Annotated in this window: 15 protein-coding genes and 1 pseudogene; all 16 read left to right on the top strand. The window is 32.5% G+C overall.

What is annotated here, in order from left to right:
• A pseudogene (locus tag B5X81_RS24890) lies at nucleotides 1-472 on the top strand (glycine/sarcosine/betaine reductase complex component C subunit alpha); the annotation flags it as partial.
• Nucleotides 473-983: 511 nt separating this feature from the next.
• The gene (locus tag B5X81_RS24885; protein WP_079495732.1) at nucleotides 984-2,126 is read left to right on the top strand and encodes a BMP family lipoprotein; all 1,143 of its coding nucleotides are present in this window, start codon (nucleotides 984-986) and stop codon (nucleotides 2,124-2,126) included.
• A 155-nt stretch (nucleotides 2,127-2,281) separates the two neighbouring features.
• The gene (locus B5X81_RS24880; protein ID WP_079495731.1) at nucleotides 2,282-3,814 is read left to right on the top strand and encodes an ABC transporter ATP-binding protein; all 1,533 of its coding nucleotides are present in this window, start codon (nucleotides 2,282-2,284) and stop codon (nucleotides 3,812-3,814) included.
• Nucleotides 3,814-4,869 (top strand): ABC transporter permease, encoded by a 1,056-nt coding sequence (locus B5X81_RS24875; RefSeq protein ID WP_079495730.1) that lies wholly within the window; start codon nucleotides 3,814-3,816, stop codon nucleotides 4,867-4,869. The genes B5X81_RS24880 and B5X81_RS24875 overlap by 1 nt, the downstream gene beginning before the upstream one ends.
• 1 nt (nucleotide 4,870) lies before the next feature.
• Nucleotides 4,871-5,830 (top strand): ABC transporter permease, encoded by a 960-nt coding sequence (locus B5X81_RS24870; protein WP_139380467.1) that lies wholly within the window; start codon nucleotides 4,871-4,873, stop codon nucleotides 5,828-5,830.
• Nucleotides 5,831-6,172: 342 nt separating this feature from the next.
• Nucleotides 6,173-7,567, top strand: a complete 1,395-nt coding sequence (gene rpoN / locus B5X81_RS24865; protein WP_079495729.1) for an RNA polymerase factor sigma-54 — start codon at nucleotides 6,173-6,175, stop codon at nucleotides 7,565-7,567.
• Nucleotides 7,568-7,890: 323 nt separating this feature from the next.
• Nucleotides 7,891-8,958: a sugar-binding transcriptional regulator gene (locus tag B5X81_RS24860; RefSeq protein ID WP_079495728.1), complete on the top strand. Its 1,068-nt coding sequence runs from the start codon at nucleotides 7,891-7,893 to the stop codon at nucleotides 8,956-8,958.
• Nucleotides 8,958-9,965: a type I glyceraldehyde-3-phosphate dehydrogenase gene (gap, locus tag B5X81_RS24855; RefSeq protein WP_079495727.1), complete on the top strand. Its 1,008-nt coding sequence runs from the start codon at nucleotides 8,958-8,960 to the stop codon at nucleotides 9,963-9,965. The genes B5X81_RS24860 and gap overlap by 1 nt, the downstream gene beginning before the upstream one ends.
• 193 nt (nucleotides 9,966-10,158) lie before the next feature.
• Entirely contained in the window at nucleotides 10,159-11,331 is a 1,173-nt protein-coding gene (locus B5X81_RS28275; RefSeq protein ID WP_079495726.1) for a phosphoglycerate kinase, read from the top strand.
• 54 nt (nucleotides 11,332-11,385) lie between these two features.
• Nucleotides 11,386-12,132, top strand: coding sequence for a triose-phosphate isomerase (tpiA, locus tag B5X81_RS28270; RefSeq protein ID WP_079495725.1), 747 nt, complete (start codon nucleotides 11,386-11,388; stop codon nucleotides 12,130-12,132).
• 42 nt (nucleotides 12,133-12,174) lie between these two features.
• Complete coding sequence (eno, locus tag B5X81_RS24840) at nucleotides 12,175-13,461, top strand: phosphopyruvate hydratase (protein WP_079495724.1); 1,287 nt, start codon at nucleotides 12,175-12,177, stop codon at nucleotides 13,459-13,461.
• A gap of 226 nt (nucleotides 13,462-13,687) precedes the next feature.
• Nucleotides 13,688-13,921, top strand: coding sequence for a preprotein translocase subunit SecG (gene secG / locus B5X81_RS24835; RefSeq protein WP_079495723.1), 234 nt, complete (start codon nucleotides 13,688-13,690; stop codon nucleotides 13,919-13,921).
• A gap of 40 nt (nucleotides 13,922-13,961) precedes the next feature.
• Entirely contained in the window at nucleotides 13,962-15,941 is a 1,980-nt protein-coding gene (locus tag B5X81_RS24830) for a sodium-translocating pyrophosphatase (RefSeq protein WP_079495722.1), read from the top strand.
• A 198-nt stretch (nucleotides 15,942-16,139) separates the two neighbouring features.
• Nucleotides 16,140-17,438 (top strand): hypothetical protein, encoded by a 1,299-nt coding sequence (locus B5X81_RS24825; RefSeq protein ID WP_079495721.1) that lies wholly within the window; start codon nucleotides 16,140-16,142, stop codon nucleotides 17,436-17,438.
• Nucleotides 17,439-18,048: 610 nt separating this feature from the next.
• Nucleotides 18,049-19,215, top strand: coding sequence for an amidohydrolase (locus tag B5X81_RS24820; protein ID WP_079495720.1), 1,167 nt, complete (start codon nucleotides 18,049-18,051; stop codon nucleotides 19,213-19,215).
• Between the two features lie 120 nt (nucleotides 19,216-19,335).
• The gene (locus tag B5X81_RS24815; RefSeq protein ID WP_079495719.1) at nucleotides 19,336-20,886 is read left to right on the top strand and encodes a glutathione ABC transporter substrate-binding protein; all 1,551 of its coding nucleotides are present in this window, start codon (nucleotides 19,336-19,338) and stop codon (nucleotides 20,884-20,886) included.
• Nucleotides 20,887-20,943 lie beyond the last annotated feature (57 nt).

Raw genomic sequence — 20,943 nt, 5'->3', positions numbered from 1 at the left:
CTATGAAGCATTGGGCTATGGATATGGACCAGGAATAGGGGAAGGATATGATAGAACGATACTTATTCTTTCCAGAGCATCGGGAGTACCTGTGGCAGCAAATGCCCTTGCTTATGGAGCATCCTTGGCTAAAGGAAATTTGAAGGAAATAGCAAAGATTGAATTTGAAAAAGCAAATAAGGCAGGACTAAAGGATATATTAAAGGGATTGACAAAGGACAGTAAGAAAGCTTCGGATTCTGATGAAGAGGTGGCTGCTCCGCCAAAGGAAGTAGTAACAGGATCTATATCGGGAATAGATATAATGGATCTAGAGGATGCTGTAAAGGCCCTTTGGAAGGAAAAAATCTATGCAGAAAGTGGTATGGGTTGTACTGGACCTATAGTTTTAGTAAATGAAGATAAGGTTGCTAAAGCCACTGAGATACTTGCTAAGGTTGGATTTGTTGCTAAGGAAGGGGATCCCTGTTAGATATAAAAAAACTTCAGCTATCTTATAAGATAGCTGGAGTTTTTTTATATGGTTGCCATCTGATAGACTTGTCAATATTATTTATGTTATTAATGGATATGTGGGTATAGTATTTTTAATTTTAATGATTATTAAAGATATAAGAGTAAAATTCATAAAAAAGAAATTAAAACTGATAATTGAGTAAATTGTATAATTGCCTTCTAAGAAATTAAATACCAGATGCAGTTTCAAAATATTTAAAGCCATACCATAAAAATATATTTTGTTCTAAATAACTAAATTAAGGATAATATTCTCATATATAAATTTTTCAAATTAGAATTATGCAATTTCTTAGATTCAATATTGATAAAAAAGTGTTTTAAATAATTATAATAATGAAATGAAACATATTATTACAATAAGTTTACAACAAAAATATATTTTTAAAAGGAGTTTTATAACTTTTGTAGAATATATATACTTTGAAACTCTTGAAAATTTATAATATTAAAGGGAGGAAATTAAAATGACTAAGAAAGTATTATCATTGTTTTTGGTTGCGGTTTTAGCAATTAGTTTATTTGCTGGCTGTACTCCAAAAAATGAAGAACCTGAGGCGCAACAAGATGCTCAGCAAGAAGAGACAAAAGACAATGAGCAGGGGGAAGCACAAGAGGAGCCACAAAAAGAAGAAGACGAGTTTAAAGTTGGATTTGTTACTGATGTAGGAGGAATTGATGATAAATCCTTTAATCAGGGAACTTGGGAAGGTGTTGTAAAATACGCTGAAGAAAAAAGCTGGGAACAAGGAAAACAGTACACATATATACAATCAAACGAAGAGGCAGATTACATACCTAATTTAAGTGCCTTTGGTGACGATAAGTATAATGTTGTTGTAGCTGCAGGGTTTAAGTTTTTTAATTCCATGAATGAGGTGGCTCCACAATTTCCAGACACTAATTTTGCAATAATTGACTCAATTGTTGATCAGCCAAATGTTGCATCAGTAATGTTTGCAGAAGAACAAGGGTCTTTCTTAGTTGGTGTTGCAGCTGCTAAAGCCACTAAGACTAATAAAGTTGCCTTTATAGGTGGAGAAGATTCTGAGCTAATTAGACATTTCCATGCTGGATTTGAAGCTGGAGTATATGCAGTGGATCCATCTATGGAAATAATAAGTCAGTATGCTGGTGCTTTTGATAATCCAGGAGCGGGACAGCAAATAGCATCAACTATGTATGAGCAAGGTGTAGATATTATTTATCATGCTGCAGGTGGAACCGGTAACGGTGTAATAAATGAAGCAAAGAATAGAGTTGATAATGGAGAAGAAGTTTGGGTAATTGGTGTTGATAGGGATCAATATGAAGATGGTATATACGATAAGGATAATAATAAGTCAGTTATTTTGACTTCAATGCTTAAGAGAGTTGGTGTTGCTTCCTATGATATGGTGAAAGCAGCTCAGGATGGAAATTTCCCAGGTGGAGAGGTGATTTCCCTAACTTTAGCTGACGATGGTGTTGGAATACCAGGGGAAAACCCAAATTTAGATGATGATATAATTAAGGTGATTGAAGAATATAAAGAAAAAATAGTTAATGAAGAAATCGTAGTTCCAAATAATATGGATGATTTAGAAACTTTCAAATCTAATTTGAAATAAGTTAAAGACAAGTAAAAAATAAGCCCATTGTAATGATGGGCTTATTTTTTGTAAAACTATGAAATATATATTTGCAACTGTATTACCTGTTGAAGCAACAACAAAATTTGATATAATAAGATAGGTTTTATTTTTAAAAGTGAGGAGTTGCAAAAATGGAGTATATTATTGAAATGATAAATATTAGAAAAGAATTTCCTGGCATAATAGCCAATGATAATATAACATTGCAGGTAAAGCTAGGTGAGATTCATGCTCTTTTAGGTGAAAATGGAGCCGGGAAATCTACTTTGATGAGCGTACTATTTGGATTGTATCAACCAGAATCTGGAGAAATAAAAGTAAGGGGTGAAAAGGTTAATATCGACAATCCTAATGTGGCTAATGAATTAGGTATAGGTATGGTACATCAACATTTTAAATTAGTCCATAATTTCACAGTAACTGAAAATATTATATTGGGACAAGAACCAACGGAAGGTATGAAGATCAATATAGAAAAGGCAGCAAAAGAGATTAAGAATCTGTCAGAGTTGTATGGCCTTGAAGTAGACCCATATGCAAAAATTGAAGATATTACTGTAGGTATGCAGCAGCGTGTAGAAATATTAAAGATGCTTTATCGTAATGCTGAGATACTTATATTTGATGAACCTACAGCAGCCCTTACTCCCCATGAAATAATGGAACTTATGGAAATAATGAAAAAACTTGTAAAGGAAGGGAAATCTATAATTTTAATTACCCATAAATTAAAAGAAATAAAAGAAGTTGCAGATAGATGTACTATCATAAGAAGGGGTAAATATGTTGATACCGTAGATGTGGATACTACTTCAGAGGAGAAGTTAGCTTCTTTAATGGTAGGTAGGGAGGTAAGCTTTGAAGTGGAAAAAGGACCTGCTGATCCAGGAAATGTGGTTTTAAGTATTTCGAATCTGGTAGTAGAGGATTCAAGGGGCTTAAAGGCTGTAAATGGTCTTGACTTAGAAATTAGAGAAGGAGAAATATTAGGTATTGCTGGTGTTGATGGTAATGGTCAAGCAGAGCTTCTAGAAGCAATATCTGGCTTAAGAAAGGTAGAATCAGGGAAAATAGAATTATTGGGAAAGGATATTACTAACTTATCTATAAGAAGCAGAACCGAAACTGGAATCGGTCACATACCCCAAGATAGACACAGGTATGGGCTAGTTTTAGATTTTAGACTAGCTGAAAACATGGTTCTTCAAACTTATTATATGAATCCTTATTCCCAAAATGGGTTATTAAATAATAAGGCAATAAATAATAAAGCCTTAAAATTGATAAATGAGTTTGATGTTAGAAGTGGGCAAGGTATAGAAACTAAAGCCAGGGCCATGTCGGGAGGTAATCAGCAAAAAGCTATTATCGCGAGGGAAGTAGATAGAAGTCCGGCTCTTTTAATAGCAGGACAGCCTACAAGAGGATTAGATGTAGGTGCAATAGAGTTTATTCATAAAAAGCTTGTAGAAGAAAGGGATAAAGGAAGGGCTGTATTATTAGTATCCTTTGAGCTAGATGAAATTATGAATGTAAGTGATAGAATAGCTGTAATTTTTGAAGGGAAAATTGTGGATGTAGTAAATGCACAAAATGCTACTGAAAATCAGCTTGGATTGATGATGGCTGGAGCTAATCCTGATAAGAAAGAAGGTGATATGTAATGTTAAGGTTTATAACCAATGAAAAAAATCATAAATTTATCGTTCCCATACTATCTGTACTATTTGGGTTTATAGCAGGAGCTATTATAATGATTATTACTGGCATAGATCCTTTGGAAGGTTACGATGCAATGATAAAGGGAATTTTTGGGAACTTAAGAAAGTTTGGAGAATGGATAGTTGCATCAATCCCCCTTATTCTTACAGGATTAGCAGTTGCGTTTGGATTTAGGACAGGATTATTTAATATTGGTGTAGAAGGGCAATTAATAGTAGGGTCTTTTGCTGCTGTTGCAGTAGGAATACTATTAAATCTTCCCAAATTTATACATTTACCTTTAGCATTATTGGCAGCTGGTATAGCCGGTGGAATATGGGGATTTATTCCCGGATTTTTAAAGGCAAGATTTAAAGTTCATGAAGTGGTGGTTACAATTATGCTTAATTATACTGCATTACATTTAGTTAATTATCTTATAAAGCTCATTCCAGGAAGTACAAATACAGAAACTGTAAAAATTTTGCCCTCAGCAGATTTGGGCAGTGATTTTTTATCTAGAATAACAGGGAATTCAAGATTGCACTGGGGAGTTATTATAGCGCTTTTAGCAGCAATTATATTTTGGTATATAATTGAAAGAACTGCCTTTGGATACGAACTGCGTTCTGTTGGATTTAATCCCGATGCTTCAAAGTATGCAGGTATGAAGGTTGAAAGGAATATAATATATTCAATGATGATATCAGGAGTTTTTGCTGGATTTGCTGGAGCTATGATTTCTATTGGAACATTTGATTATGGCAGGGTTATAGGTGGCTTTGAGGGCTATGGAATGGATGGAATAGCCGTTGCGCTACTTGGGAATAATAGTGCTTTTGGTGTAGTAATAGCTGGACTTCTTTTTGGAGGATTGAAGGCTAGTTCTAATGCAATGTCATTAGCTAGCGTGCCTAAGGAAATAGGAGATATTATTATGGCCTTGGTGGTACTTTTCACGGCGATGAATTATGGTGTTAAAAAGCTTTTACTTAGACTAAGAAAGGAGGAGAAATAGTATGGATTTTATGCAGTTTATAGGTATAATAGTTCCCTTAACATTGACGTCAGCTGCTCCTATTATTTCAACTTCTCTTGGAGGATTATTTAGTGAAAGATCAGGTGTTGTAAATATAGGACTTGAAGGATTAATGATGATTGGAGCTTTTTTTTCTGCTACGGTAACGGTGTTAATTGAAGCACAGTTAGGAGCTTTTAGCCCATGGATAGGAATTATAGCTGGAATAATTACAGGAGGAATTTTTTCTGTTATTCACGCATATGTAAGTATAAATTTAAAAGGGGATCAGGTTATTAGCGGTACAGCAATTAACTTATTAGCTGGAGGATTAACTATATATTTGTGTGAAATTATATTTGATCAAAAAAGAACTGTTGCTTTTCAATATGGAATAAAAAAACATGATATTTCCTTACTCAATGAAATACCATTATTAGGTGATATGTTCTTTAGTAAGGTTCATATTACGTCATATATAGTAATAATAATTGCTATATTAGTTTGGTATATTGTATATAAAACTCCATTTGGACTTAGATTGAGGGCAGTAGGAGAACATCCTGGGGCTGCAGATTCAATGGGTATAAATGTATATAAAATGAGATATATTGGTGTTATATTATCAGGAATGTTTGCAGGACTAGGTGGATCAATTATGGTACTGACTCAAGATATTCAATTTACTTATACGACTATCCACGGTACTGGTTTTATAGCTTTAGCTGCATTAATATTCGGTAAATGGCATCCCCTAGGAGTTATAGGTGCTGGTATTTTCTTCGGATTTTCTCAGGCTTTGGGTATTATAGCATATCAAGTACCTATTTTTAATAAGCTGCCACAAGAATTTTTCTGGGCTCTTCCCTATGTATTAACTGTAATTGCTTTAGTAGTTTTTTCAGGTAAGTCTGTTGGTCCAAGGGCTGCAGGTAAACCATATGAGAAAGGTGAGAGATAATAATTTGTTTTGCCGTCGAAATAAGTTATTTATAAAGGAATAAGGAAATTTTAATTATTGAAATATATGATAATATTATAGTATATTTTAAAGATTTCAAAAATATATTTAATAGTAGGTTTTTAATAAAGTGATTTTAAATTTTTTAATATTTCACATGTTAAATATAAGTTCTTTAAAGGTGTTGAATTATATGCTATTAGGACTTTTCTACTATTTTTTTCACTAAAATAATCGACATATGTCGATTATTTTAGTAAAGCCACTTTGTTTGATAACGTTTTTTTGGTATAATTGAATTGTGAAAAGTATGTAAAATATACTTAGATTAGGGTGGTTAATATGAGATTATCGTATAATTTAAATTTACAACAAACTCAAAAACTAGTTATGACTCCAGAACTAAAGCAGGCAATAGAAATATTACAATATAATTCTATTGAACTAAAAAGCTTTATACAGCAGGAGCTTGTAAATAATCCAGTCTTAGAACCTCATCAAACTAAAGAAGAAACTAGCAATGATGCTGAGAAAGACAGAGCCAGTCAAGACGACATTATTGACATAAAAAAGCTTTTTTCAGAATATGATAGTTTCAAATCTAAAAATAGAATACGTAATTATGAAGAAAAAGAAGAAACATCCTATGACAATTATTTATCAACTGAAACCACACTAATAGACCACCTATTGTTTCAACTTCAATTTGCTATGTTAAAGGATAAGGGAAAAAAAATTGGGAGCTATATAATTGAAAATATCAATGAAAATGGATATTTAAAAATAAACAATGAAGAGGTATGTAATAAGTTTAATGTAGAGGATAGTGAAGTTGAAAACATAATTAGAATCATACAAACTTTTGATCCGGTTGGTGTAGGTGCTAGGAACTTAAGTGAATGTCTAACAATCCAATTAGAGCAGAATAATGTTGTGGATGAAGTAATATATCAAATTGTTGAAAATCATTTAAAGGATCTGGCAAGTAATAAAATAAACAAAATAGCAAAAAAACTTGATGTATCAACTGAAAGAGTACAAGAAGTAGGTGATTTTTTAAGAACTTTAGAGCCTAAGCCAGGTAGACTCTTTAGTACAAGTAGAGATACGAGATATGTGACTCCAGATGTTACGGTAGAAAAAGTCAACGGTGAATATTTAGTTATCGTAAAAGATACAACTGCTCCAAGATTAAGTATTAATCATTATTATAGAAAGCTTCTTTTAAATAATGAAATGGAAGAAAAAACGTCTTTATATATTAATAAAAAATTAAATTCAGCATTAAAGCTTATAAGATGTATACAACAAAGAAGAAATACTATATATAAGGTTGTTAAAGCTATTGTTAATTATCAAATTGATTTCTTTGAAAAGGGTGTAATTCACCTAAAGCCTTTAACATTAAAGGAAATAGCTGATGAAGTTGGAGTTCATGAATCCACAGTAAGTAGAGCAATTAATGGGAAATATATGCAATGTCCCAGAGGAATGTTTGAACTTAAATATTTTTTCCAAAGTGGTGTATCCAGTGCTTTTGGAGAAGGTGTGTCGGCTGAAAGTATAAAAACAATTATAAAGGATTTAATTCAAAATGAAAACTCCAAAAAACCTTTTAGTGATCAAGCTATATCAAATGAACTCAATAAAACGGGAGTAAAAATATCTAGAAGAACTGTGGCTAAATATAGAGATGAGCTTAATATACCATCTTCATCTAAGAGAAGAAGATATTAGAGTTAAGGCGCCTAAGGGTGCCTTAATTCTTTTAAATTTATAAAAGTTTTAAGCTTCAAGTAATTTTTAGGTAGAATTAAAGTTGTTTATCTATAGTTAATTCTAACAAAGATAATATTATAGTATTTATTTTTGCTATTGAAATTTTTAAGTACTAAATGTATAATAATGTTAAGTGTTTTTTTTGAAGCTAATGGGACGTTGATAATTTGTAAGGTCGAACAGCGACCCACATCTTCTTGCTAATAAGCATAGATAAACAATACTAAATTTTTAATTTTAAAAGCTCTAAAGTTGTTTATCTTTAGAATGGAGTTAATGGTATGAGTAATAAAAAGAAATCAGAAATTGATGAGCTTATAAGTGTATTGAATAATATTGCTCCAGATTTTGTAGACACCATAGAAAAGAGATATAGTGTTTTAAGGGTAATAAATTTTCTTGGACCAATTGGAAGAAGAAGTCTTTCAGATAAATTAGATTTAACTGAAAGAAATATAAGAACAGCATCTACTGCCCTTAAAAATCAGGGATTAATAAAGATTTCTCAAGAAGGTATGAATATTACAGATAGAGGGAAAAATACCTTAGATAAATTGAAATATATATTTTATACTTTAAAGGGATTAAAAGCATTAGAAGAACAGCTTAAAGAAATTTTAAACATTAAAAAGGTAATAATATCTCCAAATTCATCTGGGGATGATCCTTTTGTATATAAGGATATGGGTAAAACAGCCTCTAAATGCATAAATAGTATCATTAAGAATGACAGCATAATAGGTTTAACTGGTGGAACATCAATCTATCAAGTAGTTATGGAATATAAAAATAGTAGGGATATAGAAAAGTATAAAAATGTTACCATAATACCTGCAAGAGGTGGACTAGGAAAGGAAGTAGAGTATCAAGCAAATACCTTAGTTCAAAATTTAGCTAATAAATTGGGTTGTAATTATAAAACCTTATATACTCCAGATTTTTTATCAAAGGGTACAATTGATAGTTTACTTAAAGAGCCATCCATAAAATCTATAATTGAATTAATTGAACATATAGATATACTAGTATTTGGAATAGGAAGAGCAGATAAAATGGCCAAAAGGAGAGGGCTAAAAAATGATGAAATTCAGAGTTTAATTAGCAAAGGTGCTGTTTCAGAAGCATTTGGATATTATTTCAATGAAAATGGTGAAATTGTTCATGAAATAAGCACTATTGGAATAAAGCTAGAAACTTTTAAAAAAATAGAAAACTTGATTGCTGTTGCTGGTGGCAGTGAGAAAGCAGAGGCAATAGCATCAATTTCAAAATTAAATAAAAATTTAACTCTTATTTGTGATGAAAGTGTAGCTAAAAAAATAATTTTAAAATATAAGGAGGAAGAATAATGGCAGTAAAAGTTGCAATTAATGGTTTTGGAAGAATAGGGAGATTAGCATTTAGGCTAATGTTTGACAGTTCAGAATTTGAGATTGTTGCATTAAATGATTTAACAGATTCAAGAACTTTGGCTCATTTATTAAAGTATGATACAGCACAGGGAAAATACAAAGTGAATTCAATAGAAGCTAGAGAAGGAGCCATAGTAGTAGATGGAAAGGAAATCAAAATTTATTCTGAAAAAGATCCAGAAAATCTTCCTTGGAAAGACCATGATGTAGACGTAGTAATTGAGTGTACAGGTTTCTTTAGAACAAAGGAATTAGCAGAAAAGCATGTTAAGGCAGGAGCGAAAAAGGTTATTATTTCAGCACCTGCAAAGGGAGATTTAAAGACAGTTGTTTATAATGTTAATCATGATATACTAGATGGTAGTGAAACTGTATTATCAGGGGCTTCTTGCACAACAAACTGTTTAGCACCAGTTGTAAAAGTATTAAATGATAAATTTGGTTTAATAAAAGGTCTTATGACAACTATTCATGCATATACCAATGATCAAAATACATTAGATGGACCTCATAAGGATTTAAGAAGAGGTAGAACTGCTGCTCAAAATATTGTACCAACAACTACAGGAGCTGCAGTTGCAGTTGGTAAAGTTCTTCCTGAAGTAAATGGAAAACTTGATGGTGGAGCAATGAGAGTTCCTACTATGACAGGCTCTTTAGTTGACCTAACCGTTGAATTAGATAAAAATGTAACAGCTGAAGAAATTAATGCTGCTATGAAGGATGCTGCAAATGAAACGTTAGGATATACAGAAGACCCAATTGTATCATCAGATATTATTGGTATTGAATATGGATCATTATTTGATGCTGGATGCACTAAGGTACTAGAGGTAGATGGCAAACAAATGGTTAAAATTGTTACTTGGTATGACAATGAAATGTCCTACACTGCACAATTAGTAAGAACCGCTAAGTACTTTGTAGATTTAATGAATAAATAATTTATATACTAATAGAGATTTCAGTAAAGATTTTAATTTATACATATCTAAAAGCACTGAGTATTTTAATATGTACAAATTAAGTTTTATCAGAAGCTCTCTATAATTGTAAAAATAGAATAGCGGAGCTAAATTGTTCCGCTATTTTAACAGTTAAAGATCCTATCATTTTAAAATATAGGAGGGTTTACATATGGCTAAAACAATAAAGGATTTAGATTTAAAAGGCAAGAAAGTTCTGATTCGTGTTGACTTTAATGTACCTGTAAAAGATGGGAAAATAACCAATGATAATAGAATTGTAGCGGCTCTTCCCACAATTAGATATGTTCTGGAGCAAAAGGGAAAAGTTATACTTTTTTCACACTTGGGGAGAATAAAGACTGAGGAAGATAAACTAGAAAAGACTCTTAAGCCAGTGGCCGAAAGACTTGAAGAGCTTTTAGGAAAAGAGGTTAAATTCATCCCTGAAACAAGGGGAGAAGATCTTGAAAAGGCTATAAATAAATTAAAGGAATCAGAAATTTTATTGGTTGAAAATACAAGATTTGAAAAGGGCGAGACTAAAAACGACCCTCAGCTTGGTGCATATTGGGCATCTCTTGGAGAGATATACATAAATGACGCATTTGGTACAGCTCATAGAGAACATGCCTCAAATGTTGGTATAGCCAAACATCTTGAGTCAGCTCCAGGATTTTTATTGGAAAAGGAAATTAAATTTATAGGTGGAGTTGTTGATAATCCACAAAGACCTTTTGTGGCAATACTTGGCGGAGCCAAAGTTTCGGATAAAATAGGCGTTATAGAAAATCTAGTTGACAAGGCTGATAAGATATTAATTGGTGGAGGAATGATGTTTACATTCCTAAAAGCATTAGGTAAAAATATTGGAAAATCCCTTGTGGAAGAGGATAAAATTGAATTAGCTAAAGCTTTATTAGAAAAATGTGGAGATAAACTTATATTACCAGTTGATACAGTAGCTTCTAAGGAATTTAAAAACGATACAGAATTTAGAACAGTATCAATTGATGAAATATCAGATGATGAAATGGGCCTTGACATTGGTATAGATACTATCCAGCTATTTTCAAAAGAGCTGGAAGGCGCAAAGACTGTAGTGTGGAATGGCCCCATGGGTGTATTTGAAATGAAGAATTTTGCAAAGGGAACGATTGGCGTTTGTGAGGCCATTGCTGCTCTTGAAGGGGCTACTACTATTATTGGTGGAGGCGATAGTGCAGCAGCTGCTATGGAGCTAGGCTATGGAAATAAGTTTACCCATATTTCAACAGGCGGTGGAGCTTCTTTAGAGTATTTAGAAGGCAAAGTTTTACCAGGGATTGACTGTTTAAATAAATAAAAGAGTAAATATTGTGATATAATTTAACCTATAAAATTAAATTGAGGTGGTATAATGAGATTACCAATAATAGCAGGTAATTGGAAAATGCATATGACTAAAAATGGTGCCGTGGAATTTATAAAAGAATTAGAAAAAGAGGTTAAAGATACAGATGTGGAAGTAGTAATATGTCCACCTGCTACACTTTTAAACATATTAAAAGAAGCTGCTAAAGGAACAAATATAAAAATTGGTGCACAAAATATGCATTGGGAAAAGCAGGGGGCTTTTACAGGAGAAGTTTCTCCAATAATGCTTAAGGACTTAGATATAGATTATTGTATAATTGGACATTCTGAAAGAAGACAATATTTTGGAGAAACTAATGAAACTGTTAACAAAAAAATAAAATCTGCTATAGATCATGGTATTAATCCAATAGTTTGTATTGGAGAAACCCTTGAAGTGAGAAAAGCAGGTAATACAAATAGCTTACTTAAAGAGCAAGTAACTGAAGCTTTTAAAAATATAACAGATGAAGAAGCAAAAAAGATTGTTGTTGCATATGAACCAATTTGGGCAATTGGTACAGGAGAAACTGCCACACCAGAAATGGCAAACGAAACTATTGCCTATATTAGGGAAGTAATTAAAGACCTTTATGGTGAGGATATTTCCGAGGAAATAAGAATTCAATATGGTGGAAGCGTAAAGCCAAGCAATGTACAAGAGCTTATGAATCAAGAAGATATAGATGGAGCCTTAGTTGGTGGAGCAAGCTTAAAAGCAGACAGTTTTTCACAAATTGTTAATTTTTAAAATAGATAAAAATACAGTGGTTAATATTAGGAGGTAATCAATATGTCAAATATAATTGGTGTTTATAGCAGAGAGATCCTCGATTCAAGGGGAAATCCAACAGTAGAAGTAGAAGTGTATTTAGAAGATGGTGCCATGGGTAGAGCAGCTGTTCCTTCAGGAGCGTCTACAGGGGCATTTGAAGCTGTGGAGCTTAGAGATGGCGATGAAGAAAGGTTTCTTGGTAAAGGGGTATTAGATGCAGTAAGAAATGTAAATGAAATAATTGCAAATGAAATCGTTGGTATGGATGCCTTCGATCAAGTGGCTATTGATAAATTGATGATAGAGTTAGATGGAACAGAAAACAAAGGGAAATTAGGTGCCAATGCTATATTAGGAGTTTCCTTAGCAGTTGCTAAGGCAGCAGCAGATTCATTAGAAATACCATTATATCAATACATAGGTGGTGTAAATGCCAAAACTTTACCAGTACCAATGATGAATATTTTAAATGGTGGAGAACATGCCGACAACAATGTTGATATTCAGGAATTTATGATTATGCCTGTCGGAGCAAAGTCCTTTGCTCAAGCACTGCGAATGGGTGCAGAAGTATTTCATAGTTTAAAAAAGGTCTTAAAGGAAAAAGGATTAAATACATCAGTTGGTGATGAAGGTGGATTTGCTCCTAATTTAACATCTAATGAAGAAGCTCTTGAAGTAATTATTGCGGCAATCAAAACTGCTGGCTATAAACCAGGCGAAGATATTATGTTAGCCTTAGACGTTGCTGCTAGCGAAATTTACAACAAAGAAGAAGGAAAGTATGAATTAACTGGAGAAGGATTAGTTAAAACCTCTGAAGAAATGGTAGAATTCTACAACGAATTAGTAGAAAAATATCCAATAATTTCTATAGAAGATGGTCTTGATGAAGAAGATTGGGAAGGCTGGAAGGTATTAACTGAAAAGCTTGGTGGAAAAATTCAATTAGTAGGTGATGATTTATTTGTTACTAATACTGAAAGACTTTCTAGGGGTATAAAAAACAATACTTCAAACTCTATACTTATAAAATTAAATCAAATAGGAACATTAACAGAGACTCTAGATGCTATAGAAATGGCTAAAAGAGCAGGTTATACTGCTGTAATTTCCCATAGATCTGGAGAAACTGAAGATTCAACTATTGCAGATTTAGTTGTGGCAGTGAATGCAGGACAAATTAAAACTGGGGCGCCTTCTAGAACTGACAGAGTTGCTAAGTATAATCAATTATTAAGGGTAGAAGATATGTTAGATAATTCTGCTAAGTTTGCAGGCTTAAATGCTTTCTATAATATTTAAATAAAAGGATAAAAAATATAATTAAAAGTTAATTAAAGTATAAACTAGAAAATAATTGTAATAATATTTAAAAGAGGGTATTAAATATACCCTCTTAAAATATACATTTAAGAAAATTTATACAATGGTAAAGGTTTTCATAGATCCTTTGTTATTATTTAGTTGATTTTAAAAATTTCATGTGTTAAAATTATTTTGTTAAGCTTGAGTATGGGAGGTGGAATAAATGAGAATAGCATTTATGGTTGTTCAGGTAATCGCTAGCTTAATTTTAATTATAAGTATACTATTACAATCCGGTAAAAGTGCGGGGCTATCAGGCTCAATATCTGGTGGTGCAGAGCAACTTTTTGGAAAACAAAAAGCAAGGGGGTATGATGAAACTCTTGCAAAAGTAACAAAAATTGGAGCAGCAGCATTTATAATTTGTTCTCTAATATTGGTATACTTACAAGGATAAATAATTATAAGTTTATAATGGAATGTGAGGAGGCAGTTTAATGGATTTTACAGTATTGGCACCTATTGTGGGGTTGATCGCACTAATATTCGCGTTCTTATTAGCTTCAAAAATTGACAAGGTGAGTGTTGGTACAGATAGGATGAAAGAGATATCTTCTTACATACAAGAAGGTGCAATGGCTTTTCTAACGAGGGAATATAGAACATTAGGCATTTTTGCAGCAGTCCTTTTTGTTGTAATAGGTATAGGCTTAAACAGCTGGTTAACTGCTATATGTTTTTTAATTGGAGCACTTTTCTCTGCTCTAGCAGGTTTTTTTGGAATGAGAGTGGCTACAAAGGCCAATGTAAGAACTGCAAATGCAGCTAAAGAAGGGGGAATGAATAAAGCCCTTTCGATAGCTTTTTCTGGTGGAGCTGTAATGGGAATGTCAGTTGTTGGTCTAGGTCTTTTAGGAATTGGTGGACTATATCTTTTAATTGGAGACCCCAGCATAATTACTGGTTTTGGACTTGGTGCTTCATCTATAGCCTTATTTGCCCGTGTTGGTGGCGGTATATATACAAAGGCAGCAGATGTAGGAGCTGACTTGGTTGGTAAGGTTGAAGCCGGTATACCTGAAGATGATCCAAGAAACCCAGCTGTTATTGCCGATAATGTTGGTGATAATGTTGGTGATGTTGCAGGTATGGGAGCTGATTTATTTGAATCATATGTAGGATCCATAATATCAGCCATTACTTTAGGATTAGTTGCTGAGGGGACTTCTGGAGCTGTGTTTCCACTTGTCTTAGCAGCATTTGGAATAATTGCATCAATAATTGGAACTTTTTTTGTAAAGGGAGATGAAAATTCTGATCCCCATAAAGCTTTAAAAATAGGAACATATGTAAGTAGTATAATAGTTGTTATTAGTTCATTTGGTTTAAGTAGATATTTATTTGATAATTTAAATGCGTTTTGGGCAATTTTTTCAGGCCTATTAGTTGGATTAATAATTGGTCAACTTACAGAGGTATATACATCTGGAGATTTTAATTCTGTTAAAAAGATTGCTAAACAATCGGAAACAGGACCTGCTACAACTATTATTAGTGGACTAGCTGTAGGAATGGTATCCACTGCATTACCAATTCTATTTATTTCTGCAGGTATTTTAATAGCATACAAATTCATGGGACTTTATGGTATAGCCCTTGCAGCTGTGGGTATGCTTTCAACAGGTGGTATTACCATAGCAGTAGATGCTTATGGACCTGTTGCTGATAATGCAGGTGGTATAGCTGAGATGTGTGAATTACCTGATAAGGTTAGAGAAATAACTGATAAGCTTGATGCCGTTGGAAATACAACAGCAGCTATGGGGAAAGGCTTTGCAATTGGTTCTGCTGCCCTTACAGCCCTTGCATTATTTGCATCCTATTCTGAGGTGGCTATGATAAATTCAATAAATATTCTTGATCCAAAGGTTGTTGTAGGTCTTCTAGTAGGTGGAATGCTTCCATTTCTATTCTCTGCTATGACTATGGAATCAGTAGGTAAGGCAGCTAATGAAATGATAGAAGAAGTTAGAAGACAATTTAAAACAATTCCAGGTATTATGGAAGGAAAAGGTAAGCCAGAATATGCTAAATGTGTTGATATAAGTACTGCTTCTGCATTGAAGGAAATGATGATACCAGGTATTATGGCAGTTTTAGCACCTTTAGCAATGGGATTAATATTAGGAAAAGAAGCATTAGGCGGACTATTGGCTGGTGCTTTAGTAACTGGTGTACTTATGGCTATATTTATGGCAAATGCAGGTGGTGCATGGGATAATGCAAAGAAATATATTGAAGAAGGAAGTCATGGTGGAAAGGGAAGTGATGCCCATAAGGCAGCAGTAGTTGGAGATACTGTTGGTGACCCATTCAAGGATACTTCTGGACCATCTATCAATATACTAATCAAATTAATGACTATAGTTGCATTGGTATTTGCCCCATTATTCAATTCAATTGGAAGTTTATTGTAAAACTTAATTTAGAAAAAATTCATTTTTAAAATTCAAATTAAACCCTATTATTGGACAAAATTAAAAATCCACTAATAGGGTTTTTCTATATGGTATAATAAAATGGTATAATAAAGAAAATATTCAAGAAGTATTCATAGAATTAAAATAGAGAGTGCATAGATCCATTTTATTAGTACCATATAGGAGGTGGTTTGAGTGAAAATAAGAATAGGGGTTATTGGTGTTTTTGATACTGTTGAAAAAATAAAAAAGATTATGAAGGAATTTTCCAATCAAGCTGAAGCATATTATTTTGTATATTCTAAGAAAGAAGAAATCATAGATATTGTTAAAAACAATCAAAATAATGTTGATGTACTATTGTTTTCTGGAAGCTTTCCTTATCTTTATGCACAAAATAATAATGCTATAAAAATGCCCGCTGTATATGTACCTCGAATTGCCAGCAGTATATATGATGTTCTTTGGAAAATTAGAGACAGAAAATTAGATTACACAAGTGTTAGCATTGATGTTATAGAAGAAAAAGATGTTTATGAGGTTTTAGATACTCTAAATATTCCAAAAGAGAATTTTTATGTTAGATCAAATTCAGAAATGAAAAATGTAGATGAATTATTTCCTTTTCATTATAATCTGTGGAAGACTGGAAAGACTTCGGTTGCAATTACTAGTAATTGTAAGGTGAAAAAACGGCTAGTAGAAGCTGGAACACCAGTAGCTAGATTATATCCTACTAATTCTTCTATAAGAGAGTATATTAATAAAGCTATTTACATAGCCGATGTAGAAAGAATTAAAAGTACTCAGACAGCTATTCAAATTGTAAGAATAAAAGATGATAATATAAGAAATGCTTCTGAATATGAATTTTTAAAACTTAAGAATCATTTTGAAGCTATATTGATTGATTATACACAACAAAACTTTGGCTCTTTTTTTCCCTTTGGAAATAATGAGTACTTAATATTTACAACAAGAGGTGCTTTAAATAAAAAAAGTATTGGTAAAAAGTTTAGTAAAATAATAGAATTAGAAAAGGAATTGAATATTGTATTCGCTTCAGGTATAGGATATGGAAGCACCGTTTATAAAGCTGAAATAAATGCTAGAATTGCTCTATCCCATGCTATGAAAAAAACGGCAAGTTCCTGCTTTATAGTAGACGAAGATGGAGAAATTTCAGGACCTATTTCAAGCTGTGATGAAATTGATATATCATACAAACTGTTTGTAACAGAGGATAGAATCCAGAATATAGCTAATGAAATTAATATTAGCCCTACTTATGTTGCTAAAATAAAGTCTATTATTGAACAAACAGGTAAAGATGTTATGGATTCAGAAGAAATTTCAAATTATCTTAGTATTAGCCTTCGTAGTGCACGAAGAATAATTAATCAATTTTTAGATGGAGGCTACGCAAAGGTTATAGGTAAAGGAAGGCAGTCCCCAACTGGTCGTCCTAGGAGAATTATTAAAATTGAAATATGACCAAAGAAAAATTTAATAATGAGTGAGGTAATTATACAATTTCCTTAAATAATAAAAAACTGTTATGTATTTAAATTTATTACATAGCAGTTTTTATTATGAGAAAATAAAAAAGATACCAAATTTTAAAAAAATAAAAGGGGAATCAAAATTTATGTAGAATATATTAAAGACATGACAATAATATGTCCTAAACAATTAAGAAATTTCTAATTAGGAAAATAAATATTTTACATTAAGTATAGGGCTGTTTGTTTATATGTATGGGGAGTTAAATAAAATGGGTTTGCCTCTTGTAAAGGTTTGTATGATTGATGGATTTTAACTCATGAACCAGGTAGACTGATTACCACAAAAAAAGCTTTGTTCGATTTTAGCATCTCCATTTTGTGAAGAAGACCGTGGAAAAGAGTATTTTTAAAAAATAAAAAATTTATCTCTTGAAGATATTCAAATGGACGAAGAGGGAAATGTTTTTGGTGAATTACCAGGTAAAGGACAAGGACCTAAACTAGTAGCAGCCCATTTAGATACAGTATTTCCTAAAGGAACAAGTACTTTTGTTTGTGTGTGAACCATTATTGACAAAAAGAAACTAAGGAGGAGAATTATGTTATTTATTAAAGGTGGTAAAGTTGTAACAATGGTTGGGGATGTTTTTGAAGAGGGCGATATTATTGTAAATAATGGAAAAATCCGAAGAGTAGGTGAAAATCTATCTATACCACAAGGAACTACATTAATTGATGCTAGGGGAAAGATTGTAATGCCTGGATTTATTGATGCACATACTCATTTAGGGCTAAAGGAGGATTCAATTAAATTTGAAGGTATTGATCACAATGAAAAAAGTGATCCTATTACACCCCATATTCGAGGCATTGATGCCATAAATCCAATGGATAGAACATTTAATGAAGCCTATGAAGCAGGTATTACTTCTGTAGGAGCAGGTCCAGGAAGTGCAAATGTTATTGGAGGACAGTTTGCTGCTATAAAAACCTATGGACATCGTGTAGATGACATGATAATTAAAGAACCTATTGCTATAAAATGTGCCTTCGGGGAAAATCCTAAAAGGAATTATAATGAAAAAGGAAAATCACCTATGACTAGAATGGCAATTGCAGCATTACTTAGGGAAACTTTATTTAAGGCTATTGAATATAAGAAAAAATTAATCAAATCAAAAAATGATAATAATAAAGCTCCTGATTTTAATATGAAAATGGAAGCCTTGCAACCAATTATTAATAGAGAAATTTCTTTAAAGGTACATGCCCATAGAGCTGATGATATATTTACTGCAATTAGAATTGCTAAGGAATTTAATATCAGAATAACTTTAGATCATTGTACAGAGGGTCATTTGATAAAAGAAGATCTAAAGAAGGAAGGATTTGATGTTATAGTTGGCCCTAGCTTAGGACATCGTACAAAGTTTGAATTAAAGAACAAGTCCTTCATTGCACCGGGAATTTTAAGTGAAGAGGGGTTAAAAGTTGCAATAACAACAGATAGTCCGGTTGTTCCCCTACAATATCTTCCTATTTGTGCAGCATTAGCAGTAAAAAAAGGAATGGATAGGTATGAAGCACTAAAGGCCATAACAATTAATGCAGCAGATATTATGGGGATATCAGATAGGGTTGGAAGTTTAGAAGTTGGAAAAGATGCTGATATTGTAATATGGGATAAGGATCCATTGGATGTACAAGCTTCTGTGGAATATACTATTATCAATGGGAAGATAGTATATTCAAGAAAGGAAAAATAAATAATTAAAAAAATTAAAAAAAATAGAGGAATTCAGAAAGTTATGTCGAAAATAATAGTTACAGTCGTGTCATTAATATGACCGAAATAAGGCTGATTAATTTTTATAGGGGGAAAAGAAATGTTTAACAAGAAAATCAAAAAAATACTTTTGCTTATTATGATTATGACTTTAGGCTTTGCTATTATGACTGGTTGTGGTGGAAGTAAATCAGCAGCTAAAGAAGGAGAAGAAAAGAATACTTTGATTGTGGGTTTAGCCGCAGAGCCAAAGGGTATAGATCCTCACCCAGTTAATGATGTACCATCAGGAAATGCGCTGGTACAAATTTATGAAACACTAATAACTCAAGATGTTGACATGAATATACAACCCTTACTAGCTGAGACTTGGAAGCAAATTGATGATTTGACTTGGGAATTTAAACTTAAGAAGGGTGTTAAATTTCATAATGGTGAAGAATTGAAAGCAAGTGATGTTAAGTTTTCTTTTCAAAGAGCATGTGAAAGTGCAAGAATAGGGCATATAGTAGGTATGATAGATGCAGACAATATTGAAATTATTGATGATTATACGGTTCGTATTCCAACTAAAGAGCCATTCTCTGCGTTGCTTCCTAGCTTATGTCATACTGGGGGAATGATTTTAAGCGAAAAGGCAGTAAATGAAGCAGGAGAAGCCTATGGAGAAAAACCAGTTGGAACTGGACCATTCAAGTTTGTTGAATGGAAAAGAGGAGATAGCTTGATCTTTGAAAGATTTGACGATTATCATGGAGAAAAGGCTAAAATAAAGAAATTAGTTATGAGAGTCATTCCAGAAAGAACAAATAGAGTAATTGAACTTGAAACCGGCGGAATAGATGTATGTTATGATATTGGGGCAAACGATATCACGAGGCTTGAAGAAAATGAAGATATAGAGGTTTATAGAAAAATAAGTTTTTCAACAGGTTATTTAGGAATGAATTGTCTAGATGATAAATTTAAAGATGCAAGAGTAAGACAAGCAGTTAATTATGCCCTTGATGTAGATGCCATGGTTAATTCTGTTCTCAAGGGTGTTGGGACTGTTGCCAAAGGGCCATTAACACCAAATGTTCCAGGAGCAAATTTAGAATTAAAACCATATGGACATGATATAGAAAAAGCTAAACAGCTATTAAAAGAAGCTGGTTTTGAAAATGGACTAAAAACAGAACTCTGGACAAATGAAAATAAGGACCGTATTAATATGGCTGAAATAATTCAGGCTCAGCTGAAGGAAGTAGGAATTGATGTAGAAGTTAAAATTCTTGAATGGGGAGCAATGTTAGAGGGGTTAAATAATAAAGAACATGAAATGCTTATTTTAGGATGGAATAACAGTACCGGTGATCCAGATATAGGTTTATATGCACCATTTCATTCATCAAAGCATGGTAAAGGTGGAAACAGAGTATGCTATACAAATAAGCGAGTTGACGAATTATTAGACCTAGGCAGAAAAACATTTGATACTGAAAAGAGAAATGAAATTTACTATGAAGTTCAAGAAATTATTTATAATGAAGCAGCTTGGGGGCTTTTATATAATAAAGAAGTAGTGTTAGGAGCTAAGAAAAATCTTAAAGGACTAAAAGTATGGCCTAATAATAAGCATAGATTTGATTTTGTTTACTTTGGAGAATAGTTAATACAATTATCCTAGATATAATAATTTAAATTATTGTATCTAGGGTACTTAATA

Origin of the sequence: Maledivibacter halophilus, assembly GCF_900167445.1 — a bacterium.
In the GTDB taxonomy this organism is placed as follows: Bacteria; Bacillota; Clostridia; order Peptostreptococcales; family Caminicellaceae; genus Maledivibacter; species Maledivibacter halophilus.
Note: the sequence above shows the minus strand (reverse complement) of the source record. Positions and strands in the feature narration are given on the sequence as shown.